This is a genomic window from Thalassospira sp. ABD4_177, assembly GCF_056160125.1.
The window spans coordinates 742,638-763,866 of sequence record NZ_JBSWWO010000001.1; the positions used below are offsets into that span (position 1 = coordinate 742,638).

At 56.4% G+C, this 21,229-nt stretch carries 18 protein-coding genes and 1 other RNA gene; 7 read left to right on the plus strand and 12 right to left on the minus strand.

Features of this window, described 5'->3' with window-relative positions:
* Window positions 1-18: 18 nt before the first annotated feature.
* The 3 genes from ptsP to ACXAF0_RS03460 all read left to right on the plus strand — a co-directional run bounded on the left by ptsP (window position 19) and on the right by ACXAF0_RS03460 (window position 3,913).
* The gene (gene ptsP, locus ACXAF0_RS03450) at window positions 19-1,815 is read left to right on the plus strand and encodes a phosphoenolpyruvate--protein phosphotransferase (RefSeq protein WP_475343756.1); all 1,797 of its coding nucleotides are present in this window, start codon (window positions 19-21) and stop codon (window positions 1,813-1,815) included.
* Between the two features lie 306 nt (window positions 1,816-2,121).
* On the plus strand, window positions 2,122-3,417 hold the full coding sequence (ahcY, locus tag ACXAF0_RS03455; RefSeq protein ID WP_475343758.1) for an adenosylhomocysteinase: 1,296 nt from the start codon (window positions 2,122-2,124) through the stop codon (window positions 3,415-3,417).
* Window positions 3,418-3,532: 115 nt separating this feature from the next.
* Entirely contained in the window at window positions 3,533-3,913 is a 381-nt protein-coding gene (locus ACXAF0_RS03460) for a 5-carboxymethyl-2-hydroxymuconate Delta-isomerase (protein ID WP_475343760.1), read from the plus strand.
* A gap of 29 nt (window positions 3,914-3,942) precedes the next feature.
* On the opposite strand, the gene ACXAF0_RS03465 is transcribed toward ACXAF0_RS03460, so the two are convergent.
* On the minus strand, window positions 3,943-4,878 hold the full coding sequence (locus ACXAF0_RS03465; RefSeq protein WP_475343762.1) for a DUF294 nucleotidyltransferase-like domain-containing protein: 936 nt from the start codon (window positions 4,876-4,878) through the stop codon (window positions 3,943-3,945).
* Between the two features lie 169 nt (window positions 4,879-5,047).
* Window positions 5,048-6,493, minus strand: a complete 1,446-nt coding sequence (locus ACXAF0_RS03470) for an HD domain-containing protein (protein WP_475343764.1) — start codon at window positions 6,491-6,493, stop codon at window positions 5,048-5,050.
* Between the two features lie 142 nt (window positions 6,494-6,635).
* Here ACXAF0_RS03470 and ACXAF0_RS03475 point away from each other — a divergent pair, with 142 nt between their 5' ends.
* Window positions 6,636-9,134, plus strand: a complete 2,499-nt coding sequence (locus ACXAF0_RS03475) for a sensor histidine kinase (protein ID WP_475343768.1) — start codon at window positions 6,636-6,638, stop codon at window positions 9,132-9,134.
* Between the two features lie 66 nt (window positions 9,135-9,200).
* On the opposite strand, the gene ACXAF0_RS03480 is transcribed toward ACXAF0_RS03475, so the two are convergent.
* On the minus strand, window positions 9,201-10,157 hold the full coding sequence (locus ACXAF0_RS03480) for a 2-hydroxyacid dehydrogenase (protein WP_475343772.1): 957 nt from the start codon (window positions 10,155-10,157) through the stop codon (window positions 9,201-9,203).
* Window positions 10,158-10,202: 45 nt separating this feature from the next.
* Window positions 10,203-10,778 carry a hypothetical protein gene (locus tag ACXAF0_RS03485; protein ID WP_475343775.1) on the minus strand — a complete coding sequence of 192 codons (576 nt, stop codon included), beginning with the start codon at window positions 10,776-10,778 and terminating at the stop codon, window positions 10,203-10,205.
* 176 nt (window positions 10,779-10,954) lie between these two features.
* On the opposite strand from ACXAF0_RS03485, the gene ACXAF0_RS03490 reads away from it, so the two are divergent.
* Window positions 10,955-11,566: a hypothetical protein gene (locus ACXAF0_RS03490; RefSeq protein WP_475343777.1), complete on the plus strand. Its 612-nt coding sequence runs from the start codon at window positions 10,955-10,957 to the stop codon at window positions 11,564-11,566.
* Between the two features lie 82 nt (window positions 11,567-11,648).
* Here ACXAF0_RS03490 and ACXAF0_RS03495 read toward each other — a convergent pair whose 3' ends face one another.
* The 4 genes from ACXAF0_RS03495 to ACXAF0_RS03510 all read right to left on the minus strand — a co-directional run bounded on the left by ACXAF0_RS03495 (window position 11,649) and on the right by ACXAF0_RS03510 (window position 15,990).
* Window positions 11,649-13,106 carry a DUF4139 domain-containing protein gene (locus ACXAF0_RS03495; protein ID WP_475343781.1) on the minus strand — a complete coding sequence of 486 codons (1,458 nt, stop codon included), beginning with the start codon at window positions 13,104-13,106 and terminating at the stop codon, window positions 11,649-11,651.
* Window positions 13,107-13,304: 198 nt separating this feature from the next.
* A complete protein-coding gene (gene fliW / locus ACXAF0_RS03500) occupies window positions 13,305-13,790 on the minus strand; it encodes a flagellar assembly protein FliW (RefSeq protein WP_475343785.1) in 486 nt (161 codons plus the stop codon).
* Window positions 13,791-13,907: 117 nt separating this feature from the next.
* Window positions 13,908-15,272 carry an adenylate/guanylate cyclase domain-containing protein gene (locus ACXAF0_RS03505; protein WP_475343789.1) on the minus strand — a complete coding sequence of 455 codons (1,365 nt, stop codon included), beginning with the start codon at window positions 15,270-15,272 and terminating at the stop codon, window positions 13,908-13,910.
* On the minus strand, window positions 15,256-15,990 hold the full coding sequence (locus tag ACXAF0_RS03510) for a Crp/Fnr family transcriptional regulator (RefSeq protein WP_475343791.1): 735 nt from the start codon (window positions 15,988-15,990) through the stop codon (window positions 15,256-15,258). The genes ACXAF0_RS03505 and ACXAF0_RS03510 overlap by 17 nt, the downstream gene beginning before the upstream one ends.
* Before the next feature lie 327 nt (window positions 15,991-16,317).
* On the opposite strand from ACXAF0_RS03510, the gene ACXAF0_RS03515 reads away from it, so the two are divergent.
* The gene (locus ACXAF0_RS03515; protein WP_475343794.1) at window positions 16,318-16,764 is read left to right on the plus strand and encodes a type II 3-dehydroquinate dehydratase; all 447 of its coding nucleotides are present in this window, start codon (window positions 16,318-16,320) and stop codon (window positions 16,762-16,764) included.
* 144 nt (window positions 16,765-16,908) lie between these two features.
* Here ACXAF0_RS03515 and recR read toward each other — a convergent pair whose 3' ends face one another.
* From recR to ffs, 4 genes are all read right to left on the minus strand, one after another.
* A complete protein-coding gene (gene recR / locus ACXAF0_RS03520; RefSeq protein WP_475346218.1) occupies window positions 16,909-17,502 on the minus strand; it encodes a recombination mediator RecR in 594 nt (197 codons plus the stop codon).
* Window positions 17,503-17,627: 125 nt separating this feature from the next.
* Complete coding sequence (locus ACXAF0_RS03525; protein ID WP_033070076.1) at window positions 17,628-17,951, minus strand: YbaB/EbfC family nucleoid-associated protein; 324 nt, start codon at window positions 17,949-17,951, stop codon at window positions 17,628-17,630.
* Entirely contained in the window at window positions 17,948-19,843 is a 1,896-nt protein-coding gene (locus ACXAF0_RS03530) for a DNA polymerase III subunit gamma/tau (protein ID WP_475343796.1), read from the minus strand. Before ACXAF0_RS03530 ends, ACXAF0_RS03525 begins: the two co-directional genes overlap by 4 nt.
* A gap of 157 nt (window positions 19,844-20,000) precedes the next feature.
* An RNA gene (ffs, locus tag ACXAF0_RS03535) (signal recognition particle sRNA small type) lies at window positions 20,001-20,095 on the minus strand.
* Between the two features lie 189 nt (window positions 20,096-20,284).
* On the opposite strand from ffs, the gene nudC reads away from it, so the two are divergent.
* A complete protein-coding gene (gene nudC, locus ACXAF0_RS03540; protein ID WP_475343798.1) occupies window positions 20,285-21,211 on the plus strand; it encodes an NAD(+) diphosphatase in 927 nt (308 codons plus the stop codon).
* The last annotated feature ends 18 nt before the right edge of the window (window positions 21,212-21,229 follow it).

Here is a 21,229-nt window from a genome sequence, read left to right on the forward strand (position 1 = left end):
GTTGGTAGCTAAGAAGACTTGCAAGTTCCTCCAACAGACCAAACCGTTTCAGATGAAAACACCACGGGCGTCCGGCGGGTCATCACCGGGTTGGGCGCATCGGGCGGGATCGTTATCGGTCGTGCCTTTGTGTTGGACCGCCAGATCATTCAGGTCAATCGCAAGCCGATTTCCGAGGACGGGGTCGAGGCCGAATGCAAACGCCTTCATGATGGCGTTGCCGAAAGTATTGATCAGCTCAAACGGCTGAAATCGCAATCATCGACCAAAGAAAGTGCCGCGTCAGAGGAACTTGGGTTCCTGCTGGATGCCTATATCCACATGCTGACGCAATCGCGCCTTGTGCGCGGGGCCGAAGAACTGATCGTTTCAAAACATCTTAATGCCGTGCATGCGGTCAGTGACGTGATCGATACGATTGCCGATCAGTTCTCAGGCATGGAAGACAGCTATATCGCGGCTCGGGCAACCGATATCCGCGAGGTCGGCCTGCGTCTGATGCGCTGCCTGATGGGGGAAACCGACCGGGCGATGGACAAGGCGCCAAAGGGGTCGGTCCTGATCGCCGAGGATGTCAGTCCGGCCGATATGGCGCGCTTTGAGCCCGGGCAGCTGACTGCCTTTGTCACCGCCCTTGGCGGGGCCGAGGGCCATACAGCGATTATGGCGCGTTCGCTTGGTATCCCGGCGGTCTTGGGCGCAGCCGACATCATTCGCGGTGTGCGCGGTGGTGATCAGATCATTGTCGATGGCGGGCGTGGTGAAGTGATCATTTCACCGTCGAACGCCGATATCAAACATTACACCCAGCGCCGGGCGGATTGGCTGGCGGCGCGGGAAAAGCTGGCAAGCTTGCGCGATGTGCCATCGGCCACGCGTGACGGGATTGATATCGACCTGCATGCCAATATCGAATTGCCGATCGAGCTTTCTGCCGCCCTTGAAAACGGGGCGAGTGGTATTGGCCTGCTGCGCAGCGAGTTCATGTTCATGAACAAGGACTATCTGCCAGACGAGGAGGAGCAATACGAAGAGCTCGCCGATATCGTCAAACGTATGGATGGCAAGCCGGTGACCATCCGTACCCTTGATGTTGGCGGTGAAAAACTGGCCGTCGCCCTTCAAAGCGAAATCGGGTCTGGCCCGAACCCGGCACTTGGATTGCGCGGGGTGCGGTTGTCGCTTCGCAAGACCGAATTGCTTGAAGCCCAATTTGCCGCCATCCTGCGCGCATCCCTGCACGGGCCGGTTCGGGTTCTGATCCCGATGGTGGTTGGGGTGCATGAAATGACCCGGGCGCGCCAGATCTATGAGTCTGTCGCCAAACGCCTGCGCAAGGAAGGCCATCCGATTCCCGAGACCCTGCCGCCCCTCGGTGCGATGATCGAAATTCCGGCGGCGGCACTGGCAGTCGACACATTGGCGCGCGATAGCGATTTCTTTGCCATCGGCACCAATGATCTGACGCAATACACGCTTGCGATTGACCGTACCGATGATCAGGTGGCGGGACTGTTTGATCCGCTGCATCCGGCGGTATTGCGTTTGATCCGGGATGTCATCCGGGTTGCGGGCGAACGGGATATTCCGGTCAGTGTTTGTGGCGAGATGGCCGGTGATCCGCGCTATGTGCCGCTGTTTATCGGGTTTGGCTTGCGCAATCTTTCGATGTCGCCGGTCAATCTGTTGCTGGTCAAGCAGCGCTTGCGCCGCCTGGATAGCCGCAATTCCGAACATCAGGCCAACCGCGTCATGGAGCAGTGGGATTCTGCGCGCATTGCCATGATGCTTGATGATTTTAACGACCTCGCCTGATCAATCCCGCCTTTCATAGCTTGTCGTGATCGCAACGCATCCCAACATAGGGGGCAGTTTTGTGCCTGCTCTGTGTTTGGGTGTGCGTGGGCGGAATGCCCCGGAGTCCAAGGCATGGCAGCGTACAGGGCGGTTCATTTTTGTGCGGGATGCAAATTCACACAAAAAAGGACTTGAAAACAATATAAAGATATCTTTATATGTGACCTATCGCGGTCAGGGATAGGACCGCAACAGAATTCTTCGGCGTATCGGTGGGGTCAAAATCCCAGGCGGATGCGCCATTCCTGTTTGATTGGAGACAACATGCCGAACTTTACCGATTACAAGGTCGCGGACATCTCGCTGGCCGGTTGGGGCCGCAAGGAAATCGCGATTGCCGAAACCGAAATGCCGGGCCTGATGGCGCTGCGCGAAGAATATGGCAATGCAAAGCCGCTTGCTGGCGCACGCATCGTTGGCTGCCTGCACATGACCATTCAGACCGCAGTTCTGATTGAGACCCTGACGGCACTCGGCGCGGAAGTTCGCTGGTCTTCATGCAACATCTTCTCCACCCAGGATCAGGCTGCTGCGGCGATCGCGGCTGCTGAAATCCCGGTCTTCGCATGGAAAGGCGAGACTGAGGAAGAATTCTGGTGGTGCATCGAGCAGACCATCGCGGGTCCGGACGGCTGGAAGCCGAACCTGATCCTTGATGATGGCGGCGACGTTACCCAGCTGATCCACGAAAAATATCCGGAACTTCTCGAAGACATCAAAGGTCTTTCGGAAGAAACCACCACCGGTGTGCATCGCCTGTATGAAATGGCGAAAAAAGGCACGCTTAAGGTCCCGGCGATCAACGTCAATGACTCGGTCACCAAGTCGAAATTCGACAACCTGTATGGCTGCCGCGAGAGCTTGGTTGATGGCATCAAGCGTGCAACCGACGTGATGGTTGCTGGTAAGATCGCCGTTGTTGCCGGTTTCGGTGACGTTGGTAAAGGTTCGGCCGCGTCCATGCGCAGCCAGGGTGCCCGTGTTCTTGTGACCGAAATCGATCCGATCTGCGCCCTGCAGGCCGCGATGGAAGGTTACGAAGTCACCACCATGGAAGACGCAGCCCCGATTGGCGACATCTTTGTCACCACCACGGGCAACATCGACATCATCACGCTTGACCACATGCGTGCGATGAAAGACCGCGCAATTGTTTGCAACATCGGTCACTTCGATTCCGAAATCCAGATTGGTTCGCTCAAGAACTACAAGTGGGACAACGTCAAGCCGCAGGTCGACGAAGTCGAATTCCCGGATGGCAAACGCCTGATCGTTCTGGCCGAAGGTCGTCTGGTCAACCTTGGTTGCGCAACCGGTCACCCGAGCTTTGTGATGTCGGCATCCTTCACCAACCAGGTGCTGGCCCAGATCGAGCTGTGGAAAAACCACACGAATTACGAAAACAAGGTTTATGTCCTGCCCAAACACCTCGATGAGAAAGTTGCAGCCCTGCATCTGGAACGTCTTGGCGTGAAGCTGACCCAGCTGTCTTCCGAGCAGGCCGAATATATCGGCGTGCCGCAGGCGGGTCCGTACAAGCCGGAACATTACCGCTACTAATTGGCGTCTGACGATTTGCATCAAAGCCGGTCTGTTCATTCAGGCCGGCTTTTTTGGTATCTATATACATCGCAAGTTGTTAGAAAAATTCAAACTTGTCAGATGGATGGCCGTCATGCCGCAACTTGAAATCGAGTATTCCGCCCAATTGCCGATCAAGGATGAATTGCCCAAGCTGGCAATTGATCTGCATTATGTGATTGCCCGCGAAACCGATGCGGAACTGGATGCGTTCAAGACTAGGATTACCCCATTGGAAAATGTCGTAATCGGCGATGGCGATGCGAAAAACGCCATGGTTCATCTTGATCTGCGGCTGCTGTCGGGTCGCAACAATGCGGTAAAATTTGCCACCGGTGAAGCAGCCCTGGCGGCGCTGATTGATCGGCTGGAATGGCTGGTGGGCGATTATCAGGTGCAGTTCACCGTCGAGGTCCATGACCTGGACCGGGAAAACTATTTCAAGCACATCACCGAAGGCCCGCGTTCTTCGTGATCAAGCGTCCAAACGCAGAAACGCAGGGCTTACATCAAAAGCGCCTCGTGGATCGGATGATCCGGGCCATAGCGGTCATTGAGCAATTTGATCAGTTCGCGCGAGAAGCCCTTACCAGCATCAAGCAGCGATCGCAGTTCGGCATCATTGCGATCATTCGGCCCGACCCCATCAAGGCGCGCGCGGACGGCCGGATTAGACAGTTCGCTTAAGAAGCGGTCATACAGTTCCAGGGCGGGCAGGCTTTTTTCCCCGAACACGGTTTGCAGGCGCGTGATGGGCGGCAGCTGTAAAAGTTCCGAAAGCTTTTCACGTTTGCCGGCGTAATCGCGGCCCGCGGTTTCAGCGGCTGCGATAATGCCGCCGAAATACAGCATCTTGCGCGAGAAAACCAGTTTCAGGCGCCGGGGTGCCCAGGCCTTGCTGGCATCGCCTTCGCGGGTCTTGATTTCAAAATCGACACTGATCGTACGGTAATAACGGATGACGTCATTGACCAGAAAGCGCGCGATGGAATCACGTGTGACGGAGCTTGTGACGTAATTGGCAATCAGGTCGTCAAAGAATTTGCGTTTACCGGCCTCGTTATAGAGCCATTCACATTCCAGCAAAAACAGCAGGCGGCGGGTGGTGATCGAGTTGGTGTCGCCATCAAGCCCGATGCGATTTACCAGTTCCTCGGCCGTGATATAGGACGAAAACGGGCCGTTTACCGCCGGCTTTTTGGTCACCATCTTACCCAGGATATCGGCGACCTGTTGGTGCGGCGCCTGACTGCGTTCGGCTTCGCGGCCGATGATGAAGTAATCCAGATCAGATTGATCGGATGCCTCATGCCGGCCATAGGACCCGGTGACCACCACGCAGAATGTATCGCCCGACAGGCTTTTGCCCAACGCGTCGCGCATCTCGGCCAGACGGGTGGCCGAGTAGTGCTGATTGGTTGCGATGGTTTGCGGTAACAAGATCGGAATTTTTCCTTGCTGCGACTCGTTGAAAACGGCCTGAACTGTCCCTTATGCAATAGGCTTTAAAGATTAAAAGGGCGTTTATCAGGATCTGTTTGAGTATCGCTGTAATCCGGGCATTTGCGCCATCCGGACCATAGTTGCACCGATTGATGGTGTTATATCGTCAATCAAACAGGCTGGCGGCGGCGGCCTGTTGGGCTGGGTCGGTCAGGCTGCCGACACGCCTGAGGAAGGAATGCTTTTCCTCGTAATAGCGCTTTGACAGATCGGCAAAGCAGCGGACTTCGACATCCTTGTTGATGTGAAATTCGCGCCTTGGCACCTTGGCCTCGTGCAAATCAAGGGTGCTGGCCGATGCGCTGATCTGATGGTCGACCGCGTCGGCAACGCCATCAAGCTCGATGCGGTTTTTCAGGCTGTGCAGGAATTTCTTGAAGGCCGGGTGGCTGTTCAAGAATGCCTTTTCGGTCAGCAGGAAATCATCGGCGGCAAAGTCCGGTGCATTTTTGACGACAAATTCGCGGCACAGATGGTCGGTGGCAAAGCACATCGGACCAAAGATGAAATTGCGATAGATGTCTTCCTTGAGCTGCCAGAACTTGTCCAAGCGTTTAAGCGATTCCGCATCCAGTTTGACCGCTGCTTCGAGCAACAGGCGCGGATGGCAATGCACATGGTTGGGATGGACGTATGTCTTTGTGCGACTGATGCCCTCAAGCGTGTCGATATTGACCGGGCCGGCAAACAGGGCGGCGTGCGGGTGATCGGACTTTTTTGAGAGAAGGGCGATGACCGCGTCCGGATCGACACCATGTTTGACCAGGAGATGATTGACCGACAGATCAAGCTCCACCTCGCCGGTGATGATCTGGTTGGTCAGTTGATGATGGTTGCGGTCAAAGCGCCGGGCAAATTCCGGTTCCAGCGTATGGGAAAACGGACCATGGCCAATATCGTGCAGCAGGGCAGCAGCGCCCAGAAGATCACAATCAGCATCCGACAGGCCCATCAGGCGGCAATAGCGTTGCGACAGCAGGGCCACGCCGATCGTGTGGTCATAGCGTGAATGACGGATATTGGCCGGGCGTCCATTAGGGTGGAACAGATAGTCGATGGCGCCCAGAAAAGAGATTTCGCGCAGACGTTCAAACGCCGGTGAGGCGATCAGTTTTTTGTGCAGCGGTCGGTCAAAGGCCGAGGCGATCTGGGCACGTTTGAAATGGTAGTTATATTGCGGCACATCGCGAAACAGCAGTTCCCATTCGGCGATGTCATCGGCATTGAAATTGGTATCAAACAGATCGCCGATTTCCGGGGCGGGTTTTGCAGCACCCTTGAGCGTGGCAGAGTCCTTTTGTGGCGCGGCGGGCTTGGGCTCCGCGCGCGGGGCAAAAAGATCTAGCTGCGGTTTTGGGCTCATCTTGGAAATGACGGATACGCTTAATCTGTTACGAATGTCGGTTCCGCAGACATAAACGGAATCATCGATCATGTCATCGCGGTTTTTCCGCAAGGTTTCACCGTGAAACACGGCCCCAGACAAGGCTGTTGCCGAGATGATGCGAAACGGTGGTAAAAGCACATCGTTTTCACCATAATAATAGCTCATAAACACAAACGGTTAACAACACGTGACACGGCAAGCATCCGAGCAAGCTTCCAGACAGATTGGAGCAGACAAAAAGGTGGGCGCGATTTGGCGCAAACTGCCTGATTTGTTGCGTCCGGCCTTCTGGCAAGGGGTCGGAGCCATGGCTGCCACGTTGATTCTCTCCGTCACAGTACAGGCGCAGGAAAAATTCCGTCTTAATAACGCTGCCAATCCGGGGGCCAATGCCAACCAGCCGGACGGCATTGGCGCGACGATTTTTGGAAGCCTTGCGGGGCTGAGTGACCGTGATTGGCTGGTGGTTGGATTGGCGGCAGTTGGTGGTGCGGCGATTGCCGGGTGGGTTGGCTGGCGACTGTCGCTACGCATGCGCCGCCATCTGGAAGAAGTCGAAGATCACGAACATGAACTGGCCGGCGAGACCGAGCTTTTCACCCAGCTTCTGTTTGCCGGACCCGACCCGGTTTATTATTGGAGCCGCCATGGCTTTGCCGAGGGGGCCAGTCCGTCACTTAAACGGGCCTTTCAACTCGGGCAGGATGGACGTTTTCCCGATCTGCTGGATCTGTTGCGCGATGAGGATGCGGATGCGCTAAAAGAACGGGTGCGTAACCTTAAATCCGGGCATGACCGGTTTGAGCTGTGGGTCACGACCCTTGATGAGCGCAAATTCCATGTGACGGGCATGGCTGCACGCAAGGACCGGTCATCGGATGTGCTGGCCCATGGTTTGTGGTTCCGCGATGAAACCCGCCATTCGCGCGAACGCGAAAGCCAGTTTGGCGATTTCCAGCTGCTGAAACATGAAGTATCGGGACTGCGGCAGTTGCTTGATAGCCTGCCCTTCCCCGTCTGGCGTCGTGACGGTGAGCTGCGTCTTATTGATTGCAATATTGCCTATGCCGATGCGGTCGAACATGAAAGCATCGAAGATGCGCTGGCGACACAATCGGAAATCGGTGCGGGCGTGATCCCCGATCACGGGCGATCGCTTGCAGCGTCGGTTCAGCGCAACAATGAAAGCCTGACGCGTGATTTCCATGTCGTTATTCGCGGTGATCGCAAATTGCTGCGCATTACCGAAATGCCGGCAGGTCACGGGGGCGGTGATGATGGCGTCGAAGCTGGAGGCCTGATCGGGTTTGCGATTGATTGCACCCCGGTTGAGGAATTGCAGTCCGATCTGTCACGCCATATTCGCGCCCATGCCGAGGTGCTGGAAAACCTTGGCACCGCGATTGCGGTGTATGGCGGGGATAAGGGGCTTATCTTCTTTAACACCGCGTTTACCAAGCTTTGGGATCTCGATGACGAGTGGCTCTGGACCGAGCCGACCCATGATGATGTGCTCAGACGTCTGCGTGATGACCGCAAGCTGCCGGAGGTGGCCGACTTCACCCAGTTCCGCAATGCCGAGAACCAGCGCTTTACCGATCTTCTCAAACCCGAAGAAGATTTGATGCATCTGCCCAATGGCATGACGTTGCGTCGCTTTATCTCGCCGCATCCGTTTGGCGGACTGATGTTTGTCTATGAAGATGTCACCGACAAGCTGGTTCTGGAAAGTTCATACAACACCCTGATTGCGGTACAGCGTGAGACGCTTGAAAGCCTGCATGAAGCAGTTGGCGTGATCAGTGGCGATGGTCGGTTGCGGCTTTATAACCATGGCTTTGCCGATCTTTGGGGACTTGAAAGCACGTTCCTGGATGCGTCCCCTCATCTGGGGGATGTGGTCGAGAAATCCAAGGAGTATTGGCGCGAACGTGATGACTGGGACAAGTTCAAAAGCCGCATGGTCGCGCGCATTACCAACCATGAACCGATGAATGGCCGGTTGGAGCGATCTGATAATTCGATCGTTGATTTTGCCATCGTGCCGCTGCCCGACGGGGCGGTGATGATGTCCTATATCGATGTGACCGATACCATCCGGGTCGAGCGCGCCCTTCGGGAACGGAACGAGGCCCTCCGTACCGCCGATCAGATGAAGTCGGACTTCATTTCCACGGTATCGCGCGAACTGACCAAACCGCTCGATCACATCAATGGCGAATCAGATCGCCTGATCCCGCATCTGACCGGCAATGTCGCGCGGTCGGTCGAAACCATCCGCACCGAAGCGCAAAGCATGCTGGCGCTTGTCGATGATATGCGTGATCTGGCGACCCTTGGATCGGGGCAGGTGGCACTGGAACTTGATACCGTTGATCCGCGTCGTTTGCTGCGCTCGCTTGAGGCGCTGACGCGTGCGCGGTTGGCGGAGCTTAACGTGTCGCTGCGTCTTTATTGTTCGCGCCAGATCGGCTGGATGGTGGCTGATGAGCGCCGCCTGAAACAGGCCTTGTTCATTCTGGTGACCAATGTGCTGCGCACAGCCCCCGAGGGCAGCGAGGTTTCGGTGATTGCGCGCCGTCGTGGCGAGGATATCGAAATTTCCATCTCGCTGTCGGACGAAGCGCCGCAGCCGATGCTGTTTGAAGGCCTGCGCGACGGCGAATCCCCATCGGCCCGACGTGCGCTTGGCATGGCGATGGTGCGTGCCGTGGTCGAAATCCATGGTGGGCGCGTCAAGATCAGCCGCGATGGCCGCGAGATCGCCTGCATCCTGCCCGCCGGTGAGGAGAGCGATTTGGGCTAAGGCCAACTTCGATGCCACCCGGATACGAAAAAGGCGCCTTTTGTTTGGCCTGTTTGGGCCTGCGGATCAGACCGTAAATGGCACATCCTTGCCAGCGATAAAGGCATCGATGTTATCGAGCGCGCGGAAGCCCATGGCGTTGCGGGTTTCAACCGTGGCCGAGCCCAGATGCGGCAGCAGGAAGGTGTTTGCAAGGTCGCGATAGGCCGGTTCGATATTCGGTTCACCGGCAAATACATCAAGGCCCGCCGCCGTCAACTTGCCCGATTTCAGGGCGGCAATCAGATCGTGGTCATTGACCACATCGCCGCGCGCGGTGTTCACGATGATCGCGCCATCGGGCAGTTTGGAAATGAAGTCCGTATTGACCATGCCGCGCGTTTCCGGGGTCGAGGGGCAGTGCAGTGACAGGAAGTCACAATGGGGCAAAAGGCCCGCGATACTGTCGTGATAGGTCGCCCCCATTTCCTGATCAGCAGGCAATTGACGGCGGTTGTAATAGTGGATGTCCATATCAAAGCCGCGTGCGCGTTTGGCAACCGCCTGGCCGATGCGGCCCATGCCAACGATGCCAAGTTTCTTGCCCGTGACTTGGGTTCCCATCAGATGGGTCGGACGCCAGCTTGACCAGGTGGCGTTGCGGACTTCTGCTTCGCCTTCGCTCGCACGGCGGGCGGCACCCAGGATCAGAAGCCAGGCGATATCCGCCGTGGCATCGGTCAGAACGCCTGGCGTGTTGCCGATAATGACCCCCTTTTTCTTGGCCGCGGCCAGATCGATATGATCGGTCCCGACCGAGAAGGTGGCGACGATTTTTACGCTATCGGAGAGATGTTCGAAAAACTCGGCATCAATCGGATCGCCGACCGAAACAAGGGCCGCATCCGCGCCATGGCAAAGGGCGAGGATTTCAGCACGGGTCAGGGGATCGTCATCTTCCTGGGTTCGGATGTCGTAACTTTCGGCCGCACGTTTTGCGACGGCGTCAGGCAAGCGGCGGGTTACGGCAAGAACGGGTTTCATTGTGTTTCTCCCTGATGCGGTTTTGTTTTTAAGAGTTCTATGACCCTAGAATAACTGCCCGACGGCCAGACGGATACCGATAGATGTGATCACCAGCGACAGCAGGAAATCGGCCAGCACGATGGTGCTGGCGGTCGGGATCGACACCGACAGTGTCAGCTTGGCGATATAGACGCCATAAACCAGTGTCGCGATCACCGCGATAAAGACAAAGCCACCGGCACCAAGCGACGGGAACAACACACCAAGCAACAAGGCCGCCAGATAAAGCCCCATCTGAAGCACGCTTGCCCAGTTATAGACCGTGATGAACGCGATATAGCGTTCGGCACGGCCCAGCATCGGAATGACGTGGAACATGATCAGCGGGAAGGCGACCCATTTGATGACATAGGCGATGCTTTCAACCAGCATATAACGCGTGGCCGGAAAGCCATCGGGTGCATCAAAAATATCGTTCCAGCGCAACAGGGCAAAGGCCGGGAATACAATGGCGGCCGCAAGGAACGAGCGCCAGAATCCCTCAATCGAAAAGTTAAAAAATCCAAGACCTTGCTCGTTGCCACGGGCAAGACGCCATGTGCCATAAAGGGCGCGCAAGGTTTCGCTGGAGGTGCTCATTTGGGGCTTGTTTCCGCACTTTGGGACAAATCTGATCCGGATTGTCTAGCAGTCTGTCAGACAGAGGGAAACAGCTTATCGCTGATTGCCGGTCCTTCACAAGGTGGGCTTGCCAAACGTCTTTTTTCTGCACGGCCAGTCGGGCCTTTGGCGTGGAAAAGAGGTGGCGGATCAGGATGACGGACAATACGGACGAATATGCGTTGCGCTTGTCCTATCTTGAAAAGACCGACCCCAACTCGCTTGCGGTCGCCCGGCTTTATCTTGAAATGGCCAGCAATCATTCCCCCGAAGAACGCGAAGCGGCATTAAGATATTTTGATGCTGCCGATGCGATTTTTTCCCTGCATCTGCCAACCGCGCGCGACGCGGCGGTGGCAGGTCTTGCACTTAGCCTTAATAACCGCGCAGCGCTTGAGATCGAAGCCTGCGAGTGGGACTGGGCGGTGGATGCCGCCTGTCAGGCGGTGGCACTGCGCGAGGATCGGTTGCGCAATTGTGTCGGGCGCAAGGATGACAGCGAACGGCTTGATCTGGGCTATTCACTGGCGGCACTTGTTCTGGCGTTGCAAGGGGCAGGCAAGCTGGAACTGGCATGTGATGCGGCGCGCGACGGGGTTGAGGTGCTTGGCGCCTTTGCCGGCAAGCGCAATCAGGATGCGTTCGTTTTATTGACCAAGCTGATCTGTATCTATGCCGATTTGTGCAGCCGGACCGATCAGTTGCCCGATGCCGGGGTGCTTTTGCCATTGGCCAAGGCGTTTTACAGCACGCGTGGCAAGGATTAGCGGCCCTGCGCCCCAGTAAAACAAAACGGCCACACGGGCGTTACCCGTGTGGCCGTTGGCATTTTGGATTTGGTGACGGTGATCAGCGGGTGCTGGCCACCGACCAGGTCAGGGTGACATCGCCATTGGCGGGGACGTCGATTTCCCAGCTGATCTGGTTGGGTTGGTCACGCTCGTGCTTGTGGCTTTCGGCGGTGACTTTCCAATCGACGGGGATGTCTTCACGGATGGAGACGGTTTCGACCCGGTCACTGGTGTTGCGGATCGTCCATTTGAGATCCGCACTGACCGCGTCTGGCAGGTTTGCGCGCGCCTTGCGATCAACCGCGACCACGTCACGCGTTCCGTTCAGATTGCTGGCCCTGCCCAGGCTAAGGGTGGCATCCTGCCCGACCGGGGTGAGCGAAATCATGTCTTCTGAGAGATAGCCGGTGTCGCCGGCAGGCGTTTTGGCATAGATGCGGACAATGCCATCGGGCCACGGGCTTTTGGCGTCTTTGCCGCCTTCGTTGGTGATGTCGATTTCAAGTTCGGGGCGAACGAACTTCTGGCCGTTGCGTTGCTCCATATTATAGACGTTGCTTGCGGCGGTGAAGATCGCGCGGCGTTTGACCGGCAGGACCTGCGGGTCGAGCAGCGGCAAGATCACCGTATCGCCATTCTGCATCGAAAGTCCGTCGAATGGACCATAGACATGCAGGTTTTCAAAGCTTGCCCGGTCCGGCGCGCTGGCAGCCGATGCCGCGCCATCGGCAACAGCCGACATCATCATTTCAGTCCGTGCTGCCTTTGCCATCGGGGGCTGTTGAACGCGGTTGGGATCGCCTGCCACCAAACGCAAGGACGCATCGTCATAGTCGCTGCCCGATGCGTTCATGACCTTGGCGATGGCAGTCAGTTTCAGGCTGTTTTCCGCACGGTCATAATAGGCGGTATAGGATGTATTCCAGCCAATCCCGCCCAGAAGATAGGCCATTGAGACGTGATCAAGCGGCGCGCTGGTCGTGATATCGGCATCAAGGGTAGGGCGGGTGGTAAAGCCATCGGGCAGTTCGGAAATGATCACCTGATCAAGGGCAACGCGTTCGATCCCGGCATCGGTTTCGACCAGGGCCACGTGGGTCACGGCAACAAGGGTACCTTCGATCAGGTCATCATCGCGGCGGATGGTGACGGTTTTGCCGATCTGATCGCGCAGCAGGTCATCAAGCGCGTTGGAGCCGTTGCTGCGATTGCGCAGCGACGTCCAGACAAGATCGGCATCCTTGGCGGTGCCGAGCAGGAAGGAATCATTCATGATGGTGCGTGGCAGGCCATCAATGCGAAGGGTGCTTTGGCCTTCGGGGATGGCGACGTCACGTTGTTCGGCGATCAGGGACAGATTGCCCGGATAAACGGTGAGTTGCAGGTTGGTGCGGTCATTTGCCGACAGATCAACGGCTTGGCTTTGTGCGCGGGCAGGGTTGATATCCTGTCCGAAAAATACCGCTGAGCCCAACAAAGCGGCCAGTGCGAAACGATTGCGCAATGCTGCAGACATTCCCGATCCCTTTAAATGGTGGCATATTAAGGTCCTGTTTTTACCCTGCTACCTTTGCTTGAAAAAGTGGCAGGATCAAGGACATGTGGGGACGATTTCAAGAATGAGGTCAGCGCAAAGGGCGCCATGCACACAGTGCTGGTGGCGTTTGTTGCGAACGAAGTTGTCCTGAATCGAGGGCCGTAAACGCGCAGGCGATCAGCCCAGTTCGTGATGGAATGAATAGCCGCCAGCTTCTGGCAGGTGATGCTGATAGGCCGCCTGACGGGCCGTGTCGATAATGATCGGGGCACGCAGATTGACCGACATGCTGACCGGGCCATCATCGGGTTTGTGCAGGGTGACAATCAGCAAGACCGCGCCATCATTCTTCTTGATGCCATGAATGGCAAAGGCCTGTTCAAGATGTTCGGGGCGGATCGTGTCGCTTTCAAGGTTATAGGGCGCGACGATAAAGGCCAGTTCAGGTTCGGTCAGGCATTGCATGAGAAGAAAGGCACTTCCGCCTTCGCCCGGGAAGCTCGCAAGGGCAAAGACGTTATGATCTGGAAAGCCCTTGAGCCCGGCGGGAAAATAGATCGCCTTGTCCCAGGCAAATTCCCGTTCACCAAAAAGGGTGGTCAGTTTTACCGCGGACGGGACGGCATCTGTGGCCGTTGGGTTCGCGCCTTTCGTGGTCGCCATCGCGTCCTCCTGAAGATCCGGTTTCAAGCTTAAGCAAGAATTATCCAAGCATTTTGGATTGGTATGCCCAAGATTCAAGGGTTTGGCAGACCGGGAGGCATTCTATCAGGCGTTTATTTAGCAGGCGTTAAAGAGAACGCCCACAGGTTCGCTAAATCCTTTGACCTGAATGGTTTGCGTCTGGCCATAGCGGGCGAGCAGGATCGGGGCCGCAATCGGGGCTTCGCTGCGCAGGCGATCGGCGAACTGTTCGCTCATGACCGTATCGCTGCCAAGTTCGCGGGTGGCCTTTTCAAGTCGGGCGGCCAGATTGACCGTGGCGCCGATCACGGCCGGTGTCACTGCCTCGCGCTGGCCGATATCGCCGACAACTGCCGGACCGAAATTAAGGCCCACGCCGATTTCCAACGGCGCACCGCCATTGGCCGGGTCTTTTGCCTGCCATTCGGCAACTTGGGTGATGATGGCTTGTGCGGCACAAAGCGCGTTGGCGGCAGGGTGTTCAAGGTTATCGAAGGCGGCGAAACTCGCCATCACGGCATCGCCGATATACTTTTCAACAATGCCGCCATAGGCGCCGATCTGGGATGTGGCGATCTGATGGAACTGGTTGAGAAAGCGCATGACTTCCTGCGGGTCACGCTTTTCGGCAAAGCGCGAAAAGCCGATGACATCGGCAAACAGAATGACGCATTCGCGCCGTTCGCCGACACGCACCGGTTCATCACGATCAGCCAACTGATCAGCAAGGGCGGTCGGGAAATAGCGTGCAAGGTTGCCATGTGCGCGTTCGGATGCGGCCGACTGATTGATCAGAACCCGCAAACGCGAAACCATCACCGCACAGGCCAGCGTAAAGACGATGACGATGATCACCTGTTCGGCCAGGGCGGAAATATCGACAAATTCCGGCAGGTTATAGGTGTCGATAATTTCCTGCTGGGTCGGGTTCCATTCATCGCCGAAATGCTGCGATACGATGACGCCGGGGCGCGTCATCAGCCACCAGATCGCCCCGCACCACGACACAAACAGCCAGAATCCGAACCACAAGATCAGGCGCGGCGAGAAGGTCATGATGATGATCGCCATCATGATCGTGGAAAAGACCACGCCACGGTCACGCACGACAAAGCCATACAGCCAGGCCGGTTGTTCGAGCAACGGATTAAGCGGGTCGGGAACGACGGAGACATAGACGATCAGCACGGCGTCAATCACGGCCAGCACATAGATCATCCAGTAGGCTTTATCCCCGCGAAAGGCGACATAGAGCTGCACAAACACACCGGGAATGAACCAGGCGAGAACTTCAAGCAGGGTATAGAGCTTGCCGGTTGGCGAATCAGGTTTGCTAAACAGCAGCAGTATGAATGCCAGCAGACAAATGCGCAGAAAGGCGACAAGCATCAGCCCGCGCTTTTCCTCGCGGGCGACCAGGCGTTCAAACAATGAGTCTGATGGTTCAGTTTTTGACGGCATCAGCAAGAAGTTGTTTCAGCCCTTCGCTGTCCTTGATGACCAGACGACCGTCACGGCGTGTGATCATCCCCTGTTTTTCAAGTTCACGCAGTTTCTTGTTCACCGCTTCACGCGTTACGCCAAGCATCAAACCCAGTTCCTGCTGGGAAAGCGGCAGGGCAATGCGGATGCCTTCGGGATCCGGGCCCCCATGGCGTTCGGCCAGCCACAGGATACGTTTGATTAGGCGTGCAGTCAGATCCAGGAAGTTGGCATCTTCAAGAAGATCACTGACCCAGCGCAGGCGACGGCACAAAAGGGCCGTGATGTGACGGCGCAGCGGTGCTTCGCGATCAAAGATCTCAAAGAAATCATCGCGTGAAATAAACAGGGTCCGGGTCGGGCCGACTGCGCGTGCGGTTGCGGTACGCGGTTCGCCATCCAGCAAGGCGATCTCGCCAAACACAGCACCGGGTGCGAGAACGTTAAGCACGATTTCCTTGCCGGTTTCCGAGACAGAGGAAATGCGAACCTTGCCCGCCTCAACCGCATAAAGTCCGTCTGCCGGTGCCCCTTTTTCAAACAGCAACTGGCCATCTTCCAGTCGGCGCACGGTGGCCTGGTTGGACAGCTGTTCGAGCAGTTCGGGATCAAGATCCTCGAACAGGAAGCTGCCTGCCAGAATGCGCGAAGCGACTTTCGCAAGTTGCGGGGATTTGTGACCGGTTACACTGTTCACGGGATTCACTTTGAAAATGGTTTCGTTTCAGGGGGCGAATCGAAAAATTTGACTGCCAAAGTAGCACAAATACCCGGAATTGCAGCAAGCTGTTTTGTCGAGGATTGCATTGCGGGTTTCCTTGCCACTGGTCCGGGTCACTGCGGCCGATTTTGCAGCGCGAACGTGCATGGATGGCCGCAATTGTGATCGTCAAATGGATGACGTTATGAAACAAGCAATGCGATAGGGGCGGTTTCTTCTTTGAATTGAGGGGATGTCGCGCGTATCGTGGTGTATGGTTGCAAATATGGCAGCATGTCGAGACTGCCCTTTAGGAACAAAGAGATGAGCGTGCAGGAAATTCTTGTCATTAACGGACCGAACCTGAACCTTCTGGGGCAGCGGCAGCCGGAAATCTATGGCTATGACACATTGGCCTCGATTGAGGAAAAGTGTGCTGTGCTGGCAAAGGATCTTGGTGTTTCGGTGCGGTTTGGCCAGTCGAATCATGAAGGTGCGATCATTGATATGATCCACGACGCACGCGAAAAATCGGCTGCGCTTATCATAAATGCCGGCGCCTATAGCCATACCTCGATCGCGATCCATGATGCGCTCAAGACGTTTGAGGGCTATATCATTGAACTGCACATTTCCAACCCGCATGCGCGCGAGGAATTCCGCCATACCAGCTGGATCAGCTCGGTCGCGGATGCGGTGATGGCCGGTGCCGGTGCCTATGGCTATGAGCTGGCAACCCGCCTTGCAGCAGAGAAAATGAAGGCGGCCTGAGTAGGCTGACGTTTATTCAATCAAAATTTGATTGAGCCGCAATTTTGTGGATGTAAACGATTTGAATAATTACGACACGCGATTGTTCGGATCAAAAGAAAGGCGGCCGTTGGCCGCCCTTTTTATTGGCTTGGATGTCTGGGATCAGACCGAGCTTCGCGACCTCAGTGCCGCGGCCAATGTACCGTCATCCAGATAATCAAGTTCACCCCCGACCGGCACGCCATGGGCAAGGCGGGTGACCTTGACGCCGGTCTCCATCAGTCGTTCGGTGATGTAATGTGCTGTGGTCTGGCCATCAACTGTGGCATTGGTGGCAAGGATCACCTCGGTGACGCCATTTTCGCGCACGCGATTGACCAACTGATCGATTTTAAGGTCATCCGGGCCAATGCCATCAAGTGGTGACAGGGTGCCGCCCAGCACATGATAGCGCCCCTTGAACGACGCGCCGCGTTCCAGGGCCCAAAGGTCCTGAACTTCCTCGACCACGCAGATGGTGTCAGAGCTGCGGTTCTGGTCAGCACAGATGTGGCAGGGATCGGTGACATCGATATTGCCGCAACTGGAGCAGGTCGTCATGACCTCGGCCGTGGCATGCAGGGCATCGGCCAGCGGGATCATCAATGTTTCGGGTTTTTTGAGCATTTGCAAAACCGCACGCCGGGCCGAACGCGGCCCAAGGCCGGGCAGGCGTGAAAGCAGCTTGATCAGATTTTCAATTTCCCGTCCGGTCATCATGACCCCGTATCTTAAAAGATTGATCGTTGCATATTGCTTGTATCAAAAACAAAGGGCGGCGCAATGCCGCCCTTTGCCGCGTATATTTGAAGTACGAAGTTTGTCTGCTGTCCGATGACAGATCAGAACGGCAGTTTGAAGCCTTCGGGCAGATTCATGCCGCCGGTGACGTCTTTCATCTTGTCCTGAACGGCGGCCTCGACCTTGACTTTTGCGTCGTTATAGGCGGCAACGATCAGGTCTTCGAGGACTTCGGTATCTTCGGGGTCGACGATGCTTTTATCAAGCGAAAGGCCGCGCATTTCGCCTTTGCCATTCAGCATCACCTTGACCATGCCGGCACCGGACTGGCCTTCGATTTCAAGTTCAACCAGACCTTCCTGCATTTCCTGCATTTTGGACTGCATCTGCTGGGCCTGTTTGAGCATCCCTGCAAGGTTCTTCATAGCTCGTCGTCTCCTTCGAGATAAAATGCGTCATCATATACGGAACCGCTTTCGTCCTCTTCACCTTCGGATACTTCCTGTCCGGGTGGCAGATGGACGGCCACGATTTTTGCTTTGGGTAAACCATCAAGAATGGCCCGGACCAGCGGATCTTGCGAAGCATCAGACTTGCGCTGTTCCAGGGCTTCGAGTTCCTGTTCCTTAAGGGTCGGTGCGCCTTCTTCGCGCTCCGAGACGCTGACCAGCCAGCGATGACCGGTCAGGCCATTAAGCGCCTTGATCAGTTTTGGCGACAGGTCCGACCCCGCCCCGCGTGCCGGGCGAAATTCAATGCGACCCGGTTCGTACTTCACCAGATGCATATAGTTTTTGACCTGCATGGCCAGACCGGTGGTTTCGCGGTCCTTGCCCAGAAGTTCGGCAACTTCTTCAAACGTTTCGGGCATCTTGGCATAGACCGGCTGTGCGATCTGTTCGGGTTCGCCCAACGGGTCCGGGCGACGTTGAGCGACAGCAGACGCACCGCCGCCATTCACGACCTGCATGCGCGGGCCCGGGCCACCACTGCCGCCGCCATTTCCGCCACCACCTTGGGGGGCGCCGCCGCCATTACCGGCATTGTTCATGTCCTGACGGAGCTTCTTGATCAGATCGCCCGGCGGCGGCATTTCCGCAGCATAAGCCAGACGGATCAGGATCATTTCAGCGGCCTGAATGGGGGACGGCGCGATGCGCGTTTCTTCAAGGCCCTTGAGCAACATGTGCCAGGCGCGGGTTAATTGCGGCATGGCAAGCTTGGCGGCGATTTCCTTGCCGCGTTCGCGTTCGATCTGCGACACGCCGGGATCATTGGCGGCATCGGGTGAAAGCTTCACACGGGTCAGCCAGTGGGTGAGGTCGAGCATATCCTGCAGCATGACCGGCGGATCACCGCCAAGAGCATATTGCGCGCCCAAAAGTTCAAGGGCCTCGTTGATTTCGCCCTTCATGGTGAAATCAAACAGATCGAAAATCCGCGAGCGGTCCGAAAGACCGAGCATGTCACGCACCTGCTGGGTGGTGACCTTGCCAGCGCCATGCGAAATCGCCTGATCAAGCAGGCTCATGCCATCACGCACCGATCCATCGGCCGCACGGGCGATCAGCGTGACGGCTTCTTCTTCGATCTCGGCATTTTCCAACCCGGCGATGCGGGTATAGTGGGCTGCCAGTTCATCGGTCTGAACACGGCGCAGGTCAAAGCGCTGACAACGCGACAGGACCGTGATCGGAATTTTGCGGATTTCGGTGGTGGCAAAGATGAATTTCACATGCTCTGGCGGTTCTTCAAGCGTTTTCAAAAGCGCGTTGAACGCACTTTTCGAGAGCATGTGCACTTCATCAATGATGTAGATCTTGTAGCGGGCCGAGGTCGGGCGATAGCGCACCCCTTCGATCAGCTCGCGAATGTCATCAACACCGGTGCGTGACGCCGCATCCATTTCCAGCACATCAACATGGCGGTCTTCGGCAATCGCACGGCAATGCTCACAGACACCGCACGGCTCGATCGTCGGGCCGCCATTGCCATCGGCACCAATACAGTTCAGCGCACGGGCAATGATACGCGCCGTCGTGGTTTTACCGATCCCGCGGACCCCGGTCAGGATAAAGGCATGGGCCAGTCGACCACTTTCAAGCGCGTTTGACAGCGTCTTGACCATCGGCCCATGGCCGATCAACTCGTCAAAGGATTTCGGGCGGTATTTGCGCGCAAGAACCTGATATTCGTTTTTGGCTTCTGGTTCGGCCACAGCAGCGGGCGCGGTTGTTTCCGCACCATCAACTGACTCGGTCGACGTCGGTTCACCTTCTGGCGCTGTTTCGCTCGCGGTCTCGATCTGATCGCTCATTCATCCGGTCCGGACTGTTTTAATTCTCAGTTGGTTTTAGCAGCTTCGAAGCCCGATGGGAAAGGCCAAGTGGGAAATTTCCCATACAAAAACCCATCTGCCCGTGAATGTCAGGGGCATGGCAATTATCAGCGATTTCAAAGGGAGAAATGAAAGGGTGAGAGACTGAACAGCGACCCGGAAAAACTCGTTACGGCTGCTACCTTCCGGTCCTGACCGGGTTGGCGAGCGGTCCGTCCACTGCCAGCCTCTCGCCCCCTATATCGCGCAAAGATGGGTAGAACGCAAGCGTTGGCTGGGATTTTTTCTGTGTTCAAGCAATCGTGGCTTTTGGCAGGCCGTTGCGCGCGTTAATGTCTTCATCCGTCACCACAGGAAATATCGGCGATCCCATGGGTTTGGTCGATATTTGCCAAAAAGAATTTTGGGAAAACCACTGCCATGAACAGGCTGTTTTATGAATCTGTCGATCTTGATCGCGATGCCATGTTGCGCAAGCGCGATGACTGGCAACAGGTTCTGTTGGCCGAGGAGTCGTTGCGCATCCTGATCTGTCATGCGGGCGATCCGCTCTTTGCCTGGCCCGAAGACATGGATGCCCATGAACTGGTGGTGCTTGGTGCCCCGGCGGTTCCGCATCTCGATGTTGATCTGCATGGTGGGCAGTGGATTTACCTTGGCCGCGATGAAGCCGGGCCGGTGATTGCGGTGGATATCGCACCGGTGGTTTCCGATCGTGACGAAGCGGTGCGGAAACTGGGCGGCGGGTTTGGTGACATGCGCACCCGTATGGCCAATCTTTCCATTGATGAGGCGGGCCTTGCCGCGCAGGCGCGCGCCATTTTCCATTGGCATCAGGGCCATCAGTTTTGCGGGGCGTGCGGCCATCCCAACCAGGTGGCGGAGGCGGGATATCGTCTGCAATGCAGTAATCCCGATTGTGGCAAATCGCATTTCCCGCGCACCGATCCGGCCGTGATCATGCTGATCCATCATCAGGATCATGTGTTGCTGGCACGGTCGCCACAATTCCTGCCCGGGATGGTGTCGGTGCTGGCGGGCTTTGTCGAGCCGGGTGAAACCCTTGAACAGGCGGTCGCCCGTGAGGTGTTCGAGGAAGTCGGGATCAAGATCAAGCGACCGCAATATGTCGCATCCCAGCCCTGGCCATTTCCGGGATCATTGATGCTGGGCTTTGTGGCCGAGGCCGAAACCACCGAGCTTGTGCCTGACAATGACGAGATCGAATTTGCCATGTGGGTACATCGCGATGATGTGCCGAACCTGCCCGAAAAAGGCATTAATTTGCCACGACCGATATCAATTGCCCGCTTCCTTCTGGAAAACTGGTGCGCACGACGCATATAGTTCTACAGATTACTTTGT

What these genes read in the sequence shown, in the direction of transcription:
- ACXAF0_RS03515 (WP_475343794.1), top strand. Translation starts at nt 16,318, where the DNA reads ATGAGCGTGCAGGAAATTCTTGTCATTAACGGACCGAACCTGAACCTT.
- ACXAF0_RS03480 (WP_475343772.1), bottom strand. Translation starts at nt 10,157, where the DNA reads ATGAAACCCGTTCTTGCCGTAACCCGCCGCTTGCCTGACGCCGTCGCA.
- ACXAF0_RS03495 (WP_475343781.1), bottom strand. Translation starts at nt 13,106, where the DNA reads ATGTCTGCAGCATTGCGCAATCGTTTCGCACTGGCCGCTTTGTTGGGC.
- fliW (WP_475343785.1), bottom strand. Translation starts at nt 13,790, where the DNA reads ATGGCGACCACGAAAGGCGCGAACCCAACGGCCACAGATGCCGTCCCG.
- recR (WP_475346218.1), bottom strand. Translation starts at nt 17,502, where the DNA reads ATGACCGGACGGGAAATTGAAAATCTGATCAAGCTGCTTTCACGCCTG.
- ACXAF0_RS03485 (WP_475343775.1), bottom strand. Translation starts at nt 10,778, where the DNA reads ATGAGCACCTCCAGCGAAACCTTGCGCGCCCTTTATGGCACATGGCGT.
- ahcY (WP_475343758.1), top strand. Translation starts at nt 2,122, where the DNA reads ATGCCGAACTTTACCGATTACAAGGTCGCGGACATCTCGCTGGCCGGT.
- nudC (WP_475343798.1), top strand. Translation starts at nt 20,285, where the DNA reads ATGAACAGGCTGTTTTATGAATCTGTCGATCTTGATCGCGATGCCATG.
- ACXAF0_RS03490 (WP_475343777.1), top strand. Translation starts at nt 10,955, where the DNA reads ATGACGGACAATACGGACGAATATGCGTTGCGCTTGTCCTATCTTGAA.
- ACXAF0_RS03525 (WP_033070076.1), bottom strand. Translation starts at nt 17,951, where the DNA reads ATGAAGAACCTTGCAGGGATGCTCAAACAGGCCCAGCAGATGCAGTCC.
- ACXAF0_RS03460 (WP_475343760.1), top strand. Translation starts at nt 3,533, where the DNA reads ATGCCGCAACTTGAAATCGAGTATTCCGCCCAATTGCCGATCAAGGAT.
- ACXAF0_RS03505 (WP_475343789.1), bottom strand. Translation starts at nt 15,272, where the DNA reads ATGCCGTCAAAAACTGAACCATCAGACTCATTGTTTGAACGCCTGGTC.
- ACXAF0_RS03530 (WP_475343796.1), bottom strand. Translation starts at nt 19,843, where the DNA reads ATGAGCGATCAGATCGAGACCGCGAGCGAAACAGCGCCAGAAGGTGAA.
- ACXAF0_RS03475 (WP_475343768.1), top strand. Translation starts at nt 6,636, where the DNA reads ATGGCTGCCACGTTGATTCTCTCCGTCACAGTACAGGCGCAGGAAAAA.
- ACXAF0_RS03470 (WP_475343764.1), bottom strand. Translation starts at nt 6,493, where the DNA reads ATGAGCTATTATTATGGTGAAAACGATGTGCTTTTACCACCGTTTCGC.